Source organism: Geodermatophilus sp. SYSU D00696, from assembly GCF_054050235.1.
The window spans coordinates 24,685-39,349 of sequence record NZ_JBJGYY010000041.1 but is presented as its reverse complement, the minus strand read 5'-3'; the positions used below and the strand labels follow the sequence as shown (position 1 = coordinate 39,349).

Sequence of the window (14,665 nt, the reverse complement as noted above, 5' to 3'; positions counted from 1 at the left end):
CCCCCCCCCCCCCCCCCCCCCCCCCCCCCCCCCCCCCCCCCCCCCCCCCCCCCCCCCCCCCCCCCCCCCCCCCCCCCCCCCCCCCCCCCCCCCCCCCCCCCCCCCCCCCCCCCCCCCCCCCCGGGGCCCCTGGAGCGTCGAGATCGCGTGATCTCGACGAAGCGGGCCTCCGGCTAGTCGGAGAAGACCTCGATCGAGGCGCCCATCTCCACCAGCCGCTCGTAGAGGTGCTCGTAGCCGCGGGCGATGATGTCGACGTTGCGCAGCACCGACGTCCCGCGCGCGGCGAGCATCGCCAGCAGGATGCACACCGCGGGCCGCAGCGCCGGCGGGCACACGACCTCGGCGTTGCGCCAGCGGGTCGGCCCGGTGACCAGCACCCGGTGGGGGTCCATGAGGCGGACGTCGGCGCCCAGGCGGGTCAGGTCCGACAGGTGGATCGCCCGGTTGTCGTAGACCCAGTCGTGGATGAGCGTCGAGCCGGTCGCCGACGCCGCGATCACCGCGAAGAACGGCAGGTTGTCGATGTTGAGCCCCGGGAACGGCATCGGGTGGATCTTGTCGATCGGGGCCTTGAGCTGCGACGGGTGGATGGTGACGTCGGCCAGCCGGGTGTGGCCGTTGTCGGCCAGGTACTCCTCCGAGAGGTCGTACCGCAGCCCCATCTCGGCCAGCACCGCGAGCTCGATCTCCAGGAACTCCACCGGCGCGCGGCGCACCGTCAGCTCCGAGCCGGTCACGATGCCGGCGGTCAGCAGGCTCATCGCCTCGACCGGGTCCTCGCTGATCGTGTAGTCGACGTCGGCGTCGAGGACGGCGCGCCCGTGCACGGTGAGCGTCGTCGTCCCGAGGCCCTCGACCCCGACCCCGAGCAGCTGCAGGTACAGGCACAGGTCCTGGACCATGTAGTTGGAGCTGGCGTTGCGGATGACGGTGGTGCCCTCGGTGCGGGCCGCGGCCAGCAGCGCGTTCTCGGTGACGGTGTCCCCGCGCTCGGTCAGCACGATCGTCCGCCGCTCGGTCGCCCGGGGGTCGACGCTGGCGTGGTACTCGCCGGCGTGCGCCTCGATCGCCAGCCCGAACGGCCGCAGCGCGATCATGTGCGGCTCCACCGTGCGGGTGCCGAGGTCGCAGCCGCCGGCGTAGGGCAGCCGGAACTCGCGGGCCCGGTGCAGCAGCGGGCCGAGGAACATGATGATGCTGCGGGTCCGGCGGGCGGCGTCGGCGTCGATGCCGGCCAGGTCGAGCTCGTCGGGGACCTGCAGGGTCAGGTCGCGGCCGGCGGCGTCCCAGGTGGCCGAGACGCCGATCGAGCGCAGCACGTCGAGGATGCGGTCCACCTCGACGATGCGGGCCACGTTGCGCAGCGTCGTCCGGCCCCGGTTGAGCAGCGCGGCGCACAGCAGCGCCACGGCGGCGTTCTTCGACGACTTCACCGTCACGCTGCCCCGCAGCGGGGTGCCGCCGGTGACCCGCAGGTGCGTGGGCCCGGCCGGGCCGACGCTGATCAGCGGGCTCTCCAGCGCCTCGGAGAGGCGGCCCAGCAGGTCGAGGGTGAGGTTCTGGCCGCCCTGCTCGATGCGGGCGACGGCGCTCTGGCTGGTGCCCAGGCGCTCGGCGAGCTGCTGCTGGGTCAGGCCGCGGTGCCGGCGGGCGTCGCGCACCAGCGCGCCGATCCGCACGGCGGTGGCGGTGGAGGAGGGCAGGACGGTCGAGGGGGCCGTCGTCTCGGCCGTGGACTCGGTCGCGGTCACGGGGGTCCACGGTATCTCGTAGGTGAGATGCCCCGGCGAGCCACGCCGGGAGGGACCGGTCCGCCCGGGGCGGACGGCAGACTGTCGGCATGGAGGTCCTGGTCACCGGAGGCAGCAGTCCGCTCGGTCAGAGGTTGGTGCCCGTCCTGCAGCAGGCGGGTCACGGGGTGCGGCAGATGTCCCGCCGCGGAGCGGGGCCCGGGGGCGTGCGCGCCGACCTGGCCACCGGCCGCGACCTGGCCGCGGCGGTGCGGGGCGCCGAGGTGGTCGTGCACGCGGCCAGCGCGCCGCGGGGCGACCACTGGCAGGTCGACGTCGCCGGGACCCGCCGGCTGGTACAGGCCCTCGACCGCGAGCGGTTGCAGCACCTGGTGTACGTCTCGATCGTCGGCGTCGACCGGGTGCCGTGGAACTACTACCGGGCGAAGTTCTCCGCCGAGCAGGTGCTGCTGGCCTCCGGGTTGCCGGTGACCCTGGTCCGGATCTCCCAGTTCCACCACTTCGTCGACGAGATGCTGGCCACCGCCCGCCGCGGTCCGGTGCTGCCGGTCCCGATGGGCTGGCAGGCCGCACCGGTCGACGTCGGGGAGGCGGCCGCGTTCCTGGCCGAGGTGGCCTCCGCCCCGCCGACGGGCGACGTCGTCGAGTTCGGCGGGCCCGAGGAGCTCTCGGCCGCCGAGCTCGCCCGCGCCTGGGCGGCCGCCCGCGAGCCGTCGGTGCGGGTGGTGGCCACGCCGCTGCCCGGCAGGCTGTCGGCGGCCTTCCGGGAGGGCGGCGTGCTGCCCGGCCCGCGGGCCCCGCGCGGGCGGCGCACCTACGCCGAGCACCTGCGGCAGGGCTGAACCGCGCCGTTCCTGCCGAACTCCGCAGCGGGGCTGCCGGTGCGGGCGTGACGTCCGGAAGTCGCCAGCGGGCCGTCGGTGGCGCTCCCTAGGTTCGGTCCGTGCCCTCCGCCCGCCCGGTGTCCCTGCCCGTGCTGTCCGCCGTCGCCGTCACCGTGCTGGCCTGGGCGTCGGCGTTCATCGGCATCCGCGCGGTGGGCGAGGACCTCTCACCCGGCGCCCTGGCGCTCGGGCGGCTGCTGGTCGGGACGGTGGTGCTGGCGCTGCTGTGCCTGGGCCGCGGCTGGGTGGCGCCCACGCGGCAGGAGTGGCGGCTGCTGGCGGTGTGCGGGATCGGCTGGTTCGGCGTCTACAACGTGGCGCTCAACGCCGCCGAGCGGCACCTCGACGCCGGGACGACGGCGATGCTGGTCAACGTCGGGCCGATCCTCATCGCGGTGCTGGCCGGGGTCTGGCTGCGGGAGGGGTTCCCGCGCCGGCTGGTGGCCGGACTCGCCGTCGCCTTCGCGGGGGTGCTGCTGATCGGGCTGGCCGGCCGGGGGAGCGGGGGTGACCTGCTCGGCGTCCTGCTGTGCCTCGTCGCCGCGGTGACCTACGCCGTCGGGGTGGTGGCGCAGAAGCCGGTGCTGCGCCGGCTGCCGCCGCTGCAGGTGACGGCGACCGCGTGCGCCATCGGGGCGGTGTGCTGCGTGCCCTGGGCCGGTGCGCTGGTGACCGGGTTGGCCGCCGCCCCGGCGTCGTCGGTGCTCGGCGCGGTCTACCTGGGCGTGGTGCCCACGGCGCTGGCGTTCAGCACCTGGGCCTACGCGCTGGCGCGCACCGAGGCCGGCCGGCTGGGGGTCACCACCTACCTGGTGCCGCCGCTGGTGGTGCTCATGTCGTGGCTGCTGCTCGACGAGGTCCCCACGCCGCTGGCCGTGGCCGGCGGGGTCGTCTGCCTGGCCGGCGTCGCGATCTCACGCCGTCGCGGGACGGTCCGTGCCGCGGTCCGCGTGGCGGAGCCGGTTCACAGGTAGGCGCGGGGGTCGACCGCCGGGGGCAGCTCACCGGGGACGATCCGCCGGCCGGTGACCGCCGTCGGGATCAGGCGCAGCCAGTGGCCGTGCTCGCCGGGTGCCCACGGCTGCAGCCCGGTGGCCCGCGTGCGGGCGACGAGGTCGGCGCGGTGTTCCGGCCCGACCTCCTCGGCGACCCCGCGCACCAGGACGCTCCACCCGCTGCGGGTGCGCCGGTCGATCTCGTCCACCTCGAACGTCACGGCGGCGTGGTCGGCGGCGGCCAGCTTGGTGCCGGGCGAGGTGCGGATGACCACCGTGGTGCCGTCCATGGCGTAGTTGACCGGGAACACCAGCGGGTGGTGCTCGGCGTTGACGGCGAGCCGGCCGATCTCCTGGGTGGCCAGGAGCCGGTGGCACTCGTCGACGGGGATCTCCTGCAGCGTGCTCTCGGCGCTCACGGGCCCATCGTGGCGGCGGCGCCGGACGCCCGCGACCGGTTCACCTCCGGCGCGGCCCCGCCCACGGGTCGTCGGGGTCGAGGTCGTCGTCGGGGTCGTCCCCGTGCTGGTCGGCGGGGTGGACCGGGTCGCCGGCGACGGCTCCCCGCGGGCCCGCGTCGGTGCGCCGGGCGGCGGCCTCCAGGGCGTCGTCGCGCTCGGCGGCGGCGCGGGCGCGGGCCAGCCGCTCCTGCTCCCGCTCCTCCGCGCGCAGCTGCCGGCGGCTGGGACGGCCGGTGACCGGCTCGGTGCGGCTGCGGGTGAGCCACCACAGCGCCGGCCCGGCCAGCGCCAGCCCGATCGGCAGGACGTAGGCCGCGGCCCGCTCGGTGCCGCCCTCGCCGAGCAGCCCGACCACGCCGGCGCCGTAGAAGACGGTCATCGCGGTGCCGAACAGGCCCAGCAGCACCACGGTCGTGCCCAGCGCCTCCGACCACGGCCGCACCGCGTACGCCAGCGCCATCAGCCCCAGCCCGCCGGCGAGCAGGTACAGGACCGCGCCGGTGGTGTGCAGCGACGGGCTGGTCAGCCGCGGGAAGACGCCGACCAGCAGCACACCCAGCGCGGCGGCGCCGAGCAGGGCCACCGCCGGGCGGGCGGCGCGGCCGCGCAGCGCCGGCAGCAGCGCGACCGCGCCGGCGGCGATCAGGGCGGCCTGCACGACGAACGAGGCGTTCATCAGCGTGGACCCGGGCCGGGTGGGGTCGCCCAGCGCGCTGATCGCCTCCGCCGACCGCGAGTAGGGCAGCTCGGAGCGCAGCTGCACGACCGTCTCGACGACGAAGAACTGCAGGGTCAGCACCCAGGCGAGCGCGCCCGCGGTGATCCGCTTCCTCGGCACACCTCCCATGGTCCCAGCCGCCGTGGTCCCGACCCGCCGCGGCGGGGTCAGTCGAGGGCGGCCAGGACGGCGGCGTACTGGGCCGGCGTCAGGTACGACGGGTTGCTGCCCGCCGGCATCCGCAGCACCTCGGCGTCCCGGGTGACCGGGTCGGCCAGCAGGTCGGCGCGCGGGAGCGGGACCCCGAGCAGGGTGAACCGGACGACGGCGACCGGTCCGCGCCCGTCGGAGCCGACCGGGCCCGCCAGCACCCCGGTGGCGTGCACGCCCGGGCGGTCGCGGCCGCTGCGCCACAGCAGGACCGGGTCGCCCGGCCGCATCAGCCCGAGCCGGTAGGAGGGCCGCAGGCAGCGGGTCACTTCGTGCGCCCGGCCGGGTGCCCAGCCCGGGACCACCGCCTCGGGCGGGCGCGCGGTCTTCACCAGCCAGCAGCCGACGTCGGCCCGGCCCAGTCGGGTCACCGGCCCATCCCAGCAGCCGGGCCGGGCGCGCGCCCGCCGTCGCCGGCCGGGGCCGGTCCGGCGACCGGGTGCGCGACGAGCTCGGCCGGGCGCGGCGCGGCCGCGGTTCCGCGACGCCGTGGGGGAGGTCGTCGCCGCCACCCTGACCGCCTCGGCGAGGCGGTCAGGGAGGGTCTTCAGTCGGTGGCGGAGTGGAACTCCGCGCCGGCCGGGTCGGCGTCGTCGGAGCCGACGGCCTGCCGCTCCTGCTCGGTGCGGTGCTGCAGCGCGTCGTCGTTGGGCCGGGGATCGGCCTTGCCGTGTTGCTGGCGGTCCCGGGGCGCCGACTCCTCGGTGTCCATGACGTCGTCGAGGGTGGGGCGGTCGGGTGGGGTGGTCATGGTGCTGCCTCCGCTGCGTCGTCGGTCGGTCCTGCAGGCCATAGCCGTCGCGCCCGGCCGGAAACCCTCAGCGCTGCTCCAGCGAGCCGGCCGGCAGCCACGCCTCGACCAGGACCGGCCCGTGCGCGCCGGGGACGGCGTAGGCCACCCGGCCCTGCCAGCCCCCTGGCCGCTGCCGCCACTCGACGAGCAGCCCGGGGACCCGGCCGGAGCTGCCGGGCGGGTCGTGCACCCAGCAGTGCCGTCCTGCGCCCTCCTCCCGGGGCCGCGGCGGGGGAGCGGCCTCGGGGAGCGGGCCGGCCGGACGGACGCCGGAGTCGGCGGCCCGCTCGCCCAGCGACGGTCGCGACGACCCCCGGTGCATCCCACCTGCCACCTCGGCAGTCTGGCACGGCGGTCGAACGCGCGTTCGATCGTCCGGTGCGGTCGCCGCGTCGGTAGTCGTCGGCGTGTCGACATGCCGACACGCCGACTTGTCTGTGATGTGGGTCATACCGCGCGCTGACCGTCACCCGGTCGTCACGTCCCGTTGTTGGACTGTGCACGACGGGTGCTCACCATGTGCAGGTCCCCGCACCTCTCGAAGGGTCATCCGTGCGTTCAACTCCCGGCTCCCGGCGCGTGCTCGTGCGCCGCGCCGCACTCGGCACCACCGCCGCGTCCCTGGCCGTCGTGGGCCTGCCCACGGCCGCCGTGGCCGCGCCGCCCACCGCGCCGTACGTCTCCGAGATCCACTACGACAACACCGGCACCGACGCCGGTGAGTTCGTGGAGGTCCACCTCCCGGCCGGCACCTCGTCGGCCGGTCTCTCGGTCGTGCTCTACAACGGTGGCAACGGCACGGTCTACGACACGGACGCGCTGCCGGCGGTCACGGCTCCGGCGGACGCCCCGGCGGTCGCCACCGTCAGCTACCCCGCCAACGGCGTCCAGAACGGCGACCCCGACGGTGTGGCGCTCGTCCGGGGGACCGAGGTCCTCGAGTTCCTCTCCTACGAGGGGACCTTCACCGCGACCGACGGTCCGGCCGCCGGCAGGACGAGCACCGACATCGGCGTCCGGGAGGCGGGCACCGAGCCCAGCGGGCAGTCGCTGTCGCGCACCTACGACGCCAGCGGCGACGCGCTCGTGTGGGCCGGTCCGGCCGCGCCGACCCCGAACGCCGTCAACCCCGCCGGCACCACGACCCCGCCGCCGCCGGTGACCGGCCCCTGCGAGACCACCCCGGCCCACGAGATCGGCGCGGTGCAGGGCACCGGGCCGGCCACCCCGCTCAGCGGGCGGACCGTCACCGTCCGCGGCGTCGTCGTCGGTGACGTCCCCGGGCTGTCCGGCTTCTACCTGCAGGACCCCGACGGCGACGGCGACACCGCCACCTCCGACGGCGTCTTCGTGTTCAGCCCCGCCGCCGTGGACCTCGGCGACACCGTCGCGGTGACCGGCCAGGCCGGCGAGTTCGGCGGCCAGACGCAGATCACCGCGCGCACCGACGTCGACGTCTGCGCCGACGGCACCGGCGCGGACCTGCCGCAGCCCGCGGCGCTGGACCTGCCGGCCGACGACACCGCCCGGGAGCGGCTCGAGGGCATGCTCGTCCAACCGGCCGACGCCCTCACCGTCAGCGAGGTGTTCGACCTCACCTCCTTCGGCGAGCTGACCCTCTCCGAGGGCGGCCTGCTGGTGCAGCCCACCGAGCTGGCCCGCCCGGGCAGCCCCGAGGCGCAGGCCATTGCGACGGAGAACACGCTGCGCCGGATCGTCCTGGACGACGGCCTGAGCGCCCGGGTGAACGTCAGCACCCGTCCGTACCTCTCGCCCACCACCCCGGTGCGCGTCGGCGACGAGCTGACCTTCACGCAGCCCACCGTGCTCGGCTACGGCTTCAGCCAGTGGCGGCTACAGCCGGCCGACGGCACCGCGGCGGGCACCTTCGCCCCGCAGAACACGCGGCCGGCGAGTCCGGACGAGGTCGGCGGTGACGTCCAGGTCGGCGCGTTCAACGTGCTGAACTACTTCGTCACCCTGTCCGGACCCAACGCCCGGGGTGCGAGCAGCCCGGCGGAGTTCGAGGAGCAGGCGGCCAAGATCGTCACCGCCATCGAGGCGCTGGGCGCCGACGTGGTCACCCTCATGGAGATCGAGGACACCGACTCCACGGGCACCTCGCCTGGCAACGCCGACGGCGCCCTCGCGGACCTGGTGCAGCGGCTGAACACGGCCGCCGGCTACGACAAGTGGAGCTACGTGCCGCTGGCCGACGAGCTCTACGCGGTCGACCGCGACGTCATCCGCAGCGCGATCATCTACCAGAACGACGTCGTGCAGCCGGTCGGCGACTCCGTCGGCCTGGTGGACGAGACCGTGTGGGACAACGCCCGCGAGCCGCTCGCGCAGACCTTCGTGAAGGACGGCGACGCGTTCACCGTCGTGGCCAACCACTTCAAGTCGAAGAACCCCGGCACCGACCCCGCGCCGACCGGCGACAACGTCGACGACGGTGACGGCCAGGGTGCCTGGAACGGCGACCGCGTGCGGATGGCCGAGTCCCTCATCGGGTTCACCGAGGAGCTCCGCGGGACCACCGGTGACGAGGACGTGCTCCTCCTGGGCGACTTCAACGCCTACACGCAGGAGGACCCGATGGTCGCCTTCTACGAGGCCGGCTACGACGACCTGGGTTCGTTGTTCGACGAGGGCCGGTACAGCTACGTGTTCGACGACATGTCCGGCTCGCTGGACCACGCCCTGTCGACCGGTGCCCTGACCGACAAGGTCACCGGGGTAGCGCACTGGAACATCAACTCGGTGGAGTCCTTCGCCTACCAGTACACCGGCGACCCGGCGCTCTACGCCCGCGACCCGTACCGGTCCAGCGACCACGACCCGGTGGTCCTGGGCATCGACCTGGAGGAGCGCTGCAACGGCCTCGTCCCGACGATCCGCGGCACCGAGGCGGGGGAGACCCTGCGCGGCACCGCCGGCGTCGACGTGATCATGGGCCTCGGCGGGAGCGACACGATCACCGGCGGGAACGCCGACGACGTCGTCTGCGGTGGCGCCGGTGACGACCGGCTGGCCGGTGAGAACGGCAACGACCGGCTGCTCGGCGGCTTCGGCGTCGACACCCTCGAGGGCGGCAACGGCGACGACACGCTGGTCGGCGGGCCGGGGGAGGGCGACGTCCTGACCCAGGGCCGTGGCACCGGCAGCAGCGAGCAGGAGGGCGCGGAGTCGTGAGCGACGGCTGATCCGCAGCCGAGCACCCGTCCGGCGCGGCCCCGGGGAACCGGGAGCCGCGCCGGACGTGTTCTCAGGAGCCCGTGCGGGCCTCCCCGCCGGCCTGCTCGCCGATCGCGTCCTCCTCCGGGTCGCTGGTGCGCCGCACCCCGTCGGCCAGGATGCGCGCGACCTCCTGGAGCAGCGCGTGCCCGGCGAGCTCCTCCACGGGCACCGGCAGCGGCAGCGACCAGTTGGGCCGCTCGGTGGTGCCCGGCACGTTCGGGCGGCGCCGCACGCCGAGGGCGTCGTCGAGCGTGGCCGACAGCAGCAGCGACGGCGCCCGCCCCAGCAGCTCGTGCGCCCGCTTCACCGCCGTCTCCGGCCGGGCGTTCTTCCGCAGCCCCGGCAGCTTCGCCAGCAGTGCCGTCCGGCCCTGCTCGAGCTCCTCGTCGGTCCCGGTGCCGTGCTCGCGCTGCTCCTCGACGTCGGCGCCGCTCCACAGGCCCGCGACCGTGGGCAGGTCGTGGGTGGTGACGGCGGCCATCGCCTCCTGCGGCCACTCGGCCGGGTCGTCGTCCTCGAACCACAGCAGCCGGTAGCCCAGGATCCCGTGCTCGGCCAGGGCCTCGCGGACGCCCTCCTCCACCGTGCCGAGGTCCTCGCCGACCACCACCGCCTGCGCCCGGTGGCTCTCCAGCGCGACGATGTCGAGCAGGTCCTCGGCGGGGTAGCGGACGTAGGCGCCGTCGACGGCGCCGCCCTCGGCGGGGACCCACCACAGCCGGAACAGGCCCATCACGTGGTCGATGCGGAGCCCGCCGGCACCGGCCATCGTGGCGCGGATCGACTCGACGAACGGCTCGTAGTCCGCCTCCCGCAGCCGCCACGGGACCAGCGGCGGGGAGCCCCAGTCCTGGCCCTGGGCGTTGAAGGCGTCCGGCGGGGCCCCGACGCTCACGCCCTGCGCCAGCACGCCCTGCCAGGTCCAGGCGTCGGCGCCGCCGCCGGCCACGCCGATGGGCAGGTCCTGGATGACGGTCATGCCCTCGGTGGCCCGCTCCAGCTGCAGCGACAGGCACCACTGCAGCCAGGCGTGGAAGGCGACGTCGCGCTCGTGCTCGGCGACGAACCGGCCGACCGCCTCGCTGCGCGGGTCGCGCAGCCCCTCGGGCCAGGTGTGCCAGTCGGGGCCGTGGACGTCGGCGAGCGCCGACCAGGTGGCCCAGTCCTGCAGCTTCTGGCCCTGGTGCCACCACCAGTCGGGGAAGGCGGGGTCGTCGCGTCCGGTGGCGTCGAAGACCCGGCGCAGCGCCTCGCGCTTGCGCGCCCAGATCGCGTCGCGGTCGATCAGCTCGCCGTCGGACAGTGCCCGGCCGGCGTCGCCGTCGACGTCGACCCGGTCGGCGCCGGGGACCTCCTCGACGCGCAGGTAGACCGGGTTGCGGAAGCGGCGGGTGGCCGGCAGGTACGGGCTGGCCTCCTGCTGCGGGGTGGGCGCCACGGCGTGCAGCGGGTTGACCAGCACGAACCCGGCCCCCTGGTCGGCGGCCATCTCGCGCACGGCCCGCAGGTCGGCGAGGTCGCCGATGCCCCAGCTGCCCGCGCCGCGGGTGGCGTAGAGCTGCACCGCCCAGCCCCAGGCGCGGTCCGCGGGCAGCCAGCAGCGCCCCGGCGACACGACCAGCCGGCGCCGCGGCCCGCCGGGGGCCTGCAGCCAGTGGTAGCCCAGCGGGAAGTCCTCGGGCAGCTCGCCGTCGACGTGCCGGGTCGAGCCGTCCTCGAGGGTCACCTCGGCCTCGTCGACCTCCAGGACGTCGCCGGGCCGGGCCACGATGGGCGCCCGCTCCTCGAGGTCCTCCGGCGGCTCGCCGATCACCTCCCGCAGGCGGTCGATGGTGGCCGGGGCGACCTGGTGTTCCTCGTCGAGGGCGTCGAGCCAGGTGGCGTCGATGCCCCACCGGTCGGTGCTGGGGGTGCGTGTCACCCCCCGATCCTCACGGGGGGCAGGGCTGATCGCAGCGCAGGACGGGAGTGGCGCCCCCCACCGTGCCGTGGCCCGGTGCGGCATCCTCCCCGCGTGGACGGGACCTGGCTGCTGGTGCACCCGCCGCTGCTGGGGCCCGCGGTCCTGGGACCGCTGGCCGCCGAGCTGCGCCGCCGCGGCGCGGAGGTCGCCGTGCCGGACCTGCGTGCCCGCGTGCAGGACCCCGCGTCACCGGCTCCCTCCGCGGCCGGCTGGGACCGGCGGTGGGCGGCGGGCGCGGGCGGGCGCGCCGACGTCGTCGTCGGGTTCTCCGGCGCGGGCATCGTGCTGCCCGCGGTCGCCGCCGCCGTCGGGGCGGGGCGGGTGGTGTGGCTCGACGCGGTCCTGCCGCCGGCCCCCGGGACGGCGCGGTGGCCGGCCGACGTCCGCGAGCGGGTGGCGCCGCTGACCGGCGACGACGGCCGGGTGGCCGACTGGACGACGTGGTGGGGCCCCGACGCGATGCGCGAGCTGCTCCCCGACGAGGAGGTGCGGACCGCCGTCCTCGCCGAGGGGCACCGGCTGCCGGCGGACCTGTGGTCGACCGGCGTCGCGGTGCCGCCGCTGACCGCCGAGCCCCGCTACGTGCACCTCTCGCCGGCCTACGACGCCGACGCCGCCGAGGCGCGGGCCCGCGGCTGGCCGGTCGCCGGGGACGGCCGCGGCGGGCACCTCGACGTCGCGACCGACCCCGCGACGACGGCCGGGCTGCTGGGCTGACCTTGCGGCACCCGCCGGTCCGCCGCGCGCGCCCTCCTGACCTGCGGTAGGCACGAGCGGTGACCGTGATCGGGTTCCACAACTCCCACGAGCAGGTGCACCCGGCCGATCTGCTGGCCGCCGTCCAGCACGCGGAGGAGGTCGGCTTCACCGCGGCCATGTGCTCGGACCACTTCGCGCCCTGGAACTCCGCGCAGGGGCACTCGGGGTTCGCCTGGTCCTGGCTCGGCGCGGCGCTGGCCACCACCGGCCTGCCCTGCGGCGTGGTCAACGCCCCCGGGCAGCGCTACCACCCGGCGGTCATCGCCCAGGGCGCCGCGACGCTCGCGGCGATGTTCCCGGGGCGCTTCTGGATGGCGCTGGGCAGCGGGCAGGTGATGAACGAGCGGATCACCGGCACCCCGTGGCCGCCCAAGCGGGTCCGGGACGCCCGGCTGCGCGAGTGCGTCGACGTCATCCGCGCGCTGCTGGCCGGCGAGGAGGTGACCCACCGCGGGCTGGTCGACGTCGAGCGGGCGCGGATCTGGACGCTGCCGGAGCAGCAGCCTGCGCTGATCGGGCCGGTGATGAGCGTGCCGACGGCGCGGCGGCACGCCGACTGGGCCGACGGCATGATCACGATCAACCAGCCGCACGAGACGCTGCGCGAGCTCACCGGCGCCTACCGCGACGCCGGGGGCCAGGGCCGGCTCGTGCTCCAGGTGCACCTGTGCTGGGACCCCGACCCGGAGCGGGCGAGGTCCGTCGCCTTCGAGCAGTGGTACACGAACACCTTCCCGCCGCCGCTGTGCTGGGACCTCGACGGGCCCGAGGCCTTCGAGCAGGCCAGCGTGTACACCCCGCAGGAGGCGGTCGAGGGCGCCGTGCGGGTCAGCTCCGACCTCGGGCAGCACGCCGCGTGGCTGGCCGAGTACGTCGACCTGGGCTTCGACGAGATCTACCTGCACCACGTCGGCAAGGAGCAGAAGCCCTTCCTCGACGCGTTCGGCGAGCACGTGCTGCCGCAGCTCGGCGTCACCCGGCCCCAGCCCGCGGTCGCGCTCGACGGGCCCGGCGGCCCCCGACGTCCGCGGCAGGAGCCCGAGCCCGGCCCGTCCTTCGTGCTGCCCGAGGGCCGCCCCGGCGGGTGACCCGGCGGTCCGGGCGTCCCCGGCGCCCCGAGAGCGCACCTGGTGCCGCTCGCGGCAGCGTGTCCGCACGTGTCACCGGCAGCAACCGACCACTCGACGCCCCGCGACACCCGAGCCGAGGGAGCCCGCATGAGGATCACCGACACGGCCGACCTGTGGTGGAAGACGGCGGTCGTCTACTGCCTCGACGTCGAGACCTACATGGACTGGAACGGCGACGGCGTCGGCGACTTCGAGGGACTGGCCCAGCGCATCGACCACCTGGCCGACCTCGGCGTCACCTGCCTGTGGCTGATGCCCTTCTACCCGACCGCCGAGCGCGACGACGGCTACGACATCACCGACTTCTACGGCGTCGACCCGCGCCTGGGCACGCACGGCGACCTGGTCGAGCTGATCCGCACCGCGAACGACCGCGGCATCCGGGTGATCGCCGACCTGGTGGTCAACCACACCTCGATCCGGCACCCGTGGTTCGAGCAGGGCCGGCAGGCCCGGGACGCGCCGTTCCACGACTTCTACGTCTGGCGCGACGACGAGCCGCCCGACACCTCCGACCAGGTGGTCTTCCCCGACCAGGAGGCGTCGACCTGGACCCACAACGAGCCGACGGGCGAGTGGTACCTGCACCGGTTCTACAAGGAGCAGCCCGACCTCGACGTCACCAACCCGCGGGTGCGGGACGAGGTCGCCAAGATCATGGGGTTCTGGCTGCAGCTGGGCCTTTCGGGCTTCCGCGTCGACGCCGTCCCCTTCTTCCTGGAGACCGAGGGCGGGGACACCGACGAGTTCCCCGAGCCCCACGACTACCTGCGGGCGCTGCGGTCCTTCCTCGGCCGGCGCACCGGCAGCGGGGTCCTGCTCGGCGAGGTGAACCTGCCGCACGAGCAGCAGCGGGAGTTCTTCGGCGGCGACGAGGGCGACGAGCTGACCATGCTGTTCGACTTCGTCGGCATGCAGGCCACGTACCTGTCACTGGCCCGCGGCGACGCCGGCCCCCTGGTGCGGGCGCTCACCGCCCGGCCCTCGCTCAACCCCGACAGCCAGTGGGCGACCTTCGTCCGCAACCACGACGAGCTCACCCTCGACAAGCTCTCCGAGGACGAGCGCAAGGAGGTCTTCGCCGCCTTCGGGCCCGAGGAGCGGATGCAGGTCTACGGTCGCGGACTGCGCCGCCGGCTGCCGCCCATGCTCGACGGCGACCCGCGCCGGGTGCGGATGGTCTACAGCCTGCTGTTCTCCCTGCCCGGCACGCCGGTGCTCTTCTACGGCGAGGAGATCGGGATGGGGGAGGACCTCGACGCCGAGGGCCGGCTCGCCGTCCGCACGCCGATGCAGTGGACGTCGGGCCGCAACGGCGGGTTCTCCTCCGCCGAGCCCGACCGGCTGCCCGGCCCGGTGGTCAGCGGTGGGTTCGCGCCGGAGTTCGTCAACGTCGCCGACCAGCGCCGCGACCCCGACTCGCTGCTGTCGTTCGTCAAGCTGCTGGTCCGCCGCTACCGCGAGTCCCCTGAGCTGGGCTGGGGGTCGTTCCGGGTGCTCGAGCAGCCGCACCGCGAGGTGCTGGCCCACCTCTGCGCGTGGGACGACGGCACGACGCTGGCGGTGCACAACCTCGGCCCCGAGCCGCGGACCGTGCCGCTCGTGCTGAAGGGCTGCGACGCGTCCTCCCGGCTGGAGGACCTGCTGGAGACCCGGACGACGCCGATCGGTGACGGCGGCGCGGTCGAGCTGACCCTCGACGGCTACGGGTACCGCTGGCTGCGGCTGGTCACCGAGGGGAGCCGCCGCCTGCCCTGA

13 protein-coding genes are annotated in these 14,665 nt (G+C 75.5%); 6 read left to right on the top strand and 7 right to left on the bottom strand.

Translation table 11 applies throughout. From position 1 onward, the window contains the following. Nucleotides 1-173 precede the first annotated feature (173 nt). Nucleotides 174-1,754 carry a helix-turn-helix domain-containing protein gene (locus ACI79O_RS20530; protein WP_456915055.1) on the bottom strand — a complete coding sequence of 527 codons (1,581 nt, stop codon included), beginning with the start codon at nt 1,752-1,754 and terminating at the stop codon, nt 174-176. An 89-nt stretch (nt 1,755-1,843) separates the two neighbouring features. Here ACI79O_RS20530 and ACI79O_RS20525 point away from each other — a divergent pair, with 89 nt between their 5' ends. Both ACI79O_RS20525 and ACI79O_RS20520 read left to right on the top strand, forming a co-directional pair. Further along, nucleotides 1,844-2,596 (top strand): SDR family oxidoreductase, encoded by a 753-nt coding sequence (locus ACI79O_RS20525; protein ID WP_456915054.1) that lies wholly within the window; start codon nt 1,844-1,846, stop codon nt 2,594-2,596. A gap of 101 nt (nt 2,597-2,697) precedes the next feature. Continuing rightward, complete coding sequence (locus tag ACI79O_RS20520; protein ID WP_456915053.1) at nt 2,698-3,612, top strand: DMT family transporter; 915 nt, start codon at nt 2,698-2,700, stop codon at nt 3,610-3,612. Here ACI79O_RS20520 and ACI79O_RS20515 read toward each other — a convergent pair. The 5 genes from ACI79O_RS20515 to ACI79O_RS20495 all read right to left on the bottom strand — a co-directional run bounded on the left by ACI79O_RS20515 (nt 3,603) and on the right by ACI79O_RS20495 (nt 6,137). Next, nucleotides 3,603-4,052: a pyridoxamine 5'-phosphate oxidase family protein gene (locus ACI79O_RS20515; RefSeq protein ID WP_456875298.1), complete on the bottom strand. Its 450-nt coding sequence runs from the start codon at nt 4,050-4,052 to the stop codon at nt 3,603-3,605. The two genes, ACI79O_RS20520 and ACI79O_RS20515, sit on opposite strands and share 10 nt — an antisense overlap. A 40-nt stretch (nt 4,053-4,092) precedes the next feature. Continuing rightward, nucleotides 4,093-4,941 carry a DUF998 domain-containing protein gene (locus ACI79O_RS20510; protein WP_456915052.1) on the bottom strand — a complete coding sequence of 283 codons (849 nt, stop codon included), beginning with the start codon at nt 4,939-4,941 and terminating at the stop codon, nt 4,093-4,095. A 38-nt stretch (nt 4,942-4,979) separates the two neighbouring features. After that, entirely contained in the window at nt 4,980-5,393 is a 414-nt protein-coding gene (locus tag ACI79O_RS20505; protein ID WP_456891544.1) for a hypothetical protein, read from the bottom strand. A 176-nt stretch (nt 5,394-5,569) separates the two neighbouring features. Then, nucleotides 5,570-5,773 (bottom strand): hypothetical protein, encoded by a 204-nt coding sequence (locus ACI79O_RS20500; RefSeq protein ID WP_456875301.1) that lies wholly within the window; start codon nt 5,771-5,773, stop codon nt 5,570-5,572. A 67-nt stretch (nt 5,774-5,840) separates the two neighbouring features. Continuing rightward, nucleotides 5,841-6,137 carry a hypothetical protein gene (locus ACI79O_RS20495; protein WP_456915051.1) on the bottom strand — a complete coding sequence of 99 codons (297 nt, stop codon included), beginning with the start codon at nt 6,135-6,137 and terminating at the stop codon, nt 5,841-5,843. Nucleotides 6,138-6,367: 230 nt separating this feature from the next. Between ACI79O_RS20495 and ACI79O_RS20490 the strand changes: the two genes are divergently transcribed. Continuing rightward, the gene (locus ACI79O_RS20490) at nt 6,368-9,010 is read left to right on the top strand and encodes an ExeM/NucH family extracellular endonuclease (protein WP_456915050.1); all 2,643 of its coding nucleotides are present in this window, start codon (nt 6,368-6,370) and stop codon (nt 9,008-9,010) included. A 73-nt stretch (nt 9,011-9,083) separates the two neighbouring features. On the opposite strand, the gene malQ is transcribed toward ACI79O_RS20490, so the two are convergent. Beyond that, the gene (malQ, locus tag ACI79O_RS20485; protein WP_456915049.1) at nt 9,084-10,976 is read right to left on the bottom strand and encodes a 4-alpha-glucanotransferase; all 1,893 of its coding nucleotides are present in this window, start codon (nt 10,974-10,976) and stop codon (nt 9,084-9,086) included. 93 nt (nt 10,977-11,069) lie between these two features. On the opposite strand from malQ, the gene ACI79O_RS20480 reads away from it, so the two are divergent. From ACI79O_RS20480 to ACI79O_RS20470, 3 genes are all read left to right on the top strand, one after another. After that, nucleotides 11,070-11,735 carry a hypothetical protein gene (locus ACI79O_RS20480; RefSeq protein ID WP_456915048.1) on the top strand — a complete coding sequence of 222 codons (666 nt, stop codon included), beginning with the start codon at nt 11,070-11,072 and terminating at the stop codon, nt 11,733-11,735. Nucleotides 11,736-11,794: 59 nt separating this feature from the next. Then, nucleotides 11,795-12,865 (top strand): TIGR03885 family FMN-dependent LLM class oxidoreductase, encoded by a 1,071-nt coding sequence (locus ACI79O_RS20475; RefSeq protein ID WP_456891554.1) that lies wholly within the window; start codon nt 11,795-11,797, stop codon nt 12,863-12,865. A 129-nt stretch (nt 12,866-12,994) separates the two neighbouring features. Continuing rightward, nucleotides 12,995-14,665 carry an alpha-amylase family protein gene (locus tag ACI79O_RS20470; protein ID WP_456915047.1) on the top strand — a complete coding sequence of 557 codons (1,671 nt, stop codon included), beginning with the start codon at nt 12,995-12,997 and terminating at the stop codon, nt 14,663-14,665.

Bases quoted from the DNA above. Each gene is read 5' to 3' on its own strand.
- ACI79O_RS20525 (WP_456915054.1), top strand. From the start codon at position 1,844: ATGGAGGTCCTGGTCACCGGAGGCAGCAGTCCGCTCGGTCAGAGGTTG.
- ACI79O_RS20510 (WP_456915052.1), bottom strand. From the start codon at position 4,941: ATGGGAGGTGTGCCGAGGAAGCGGATCACCGCGGGCGCGCTCGCCTGG.
- ACI79O_RS20500 (WP_456875301.1), bottom strand. From the start codon at position 5,773: ATGACCACCCCACCCGACCGCCCCACCCTCGACGACGTCATGGACACC.
- ACI79O_RS20495 (WP_456915051.1), bottom strand. From the start codon at position 6,137: ATGCACCGGGGGTCGTCGCGACCGTCGCTGGGCGAGCGGGCCGCCGAC.
- ACI79O_RS20470 (WP_456915047.1), top strand. From the start codon at position 12,995: ATGAGGATCACCGACACGGCCGACCTGTGGTGGAAGACGGCGGTCGTC.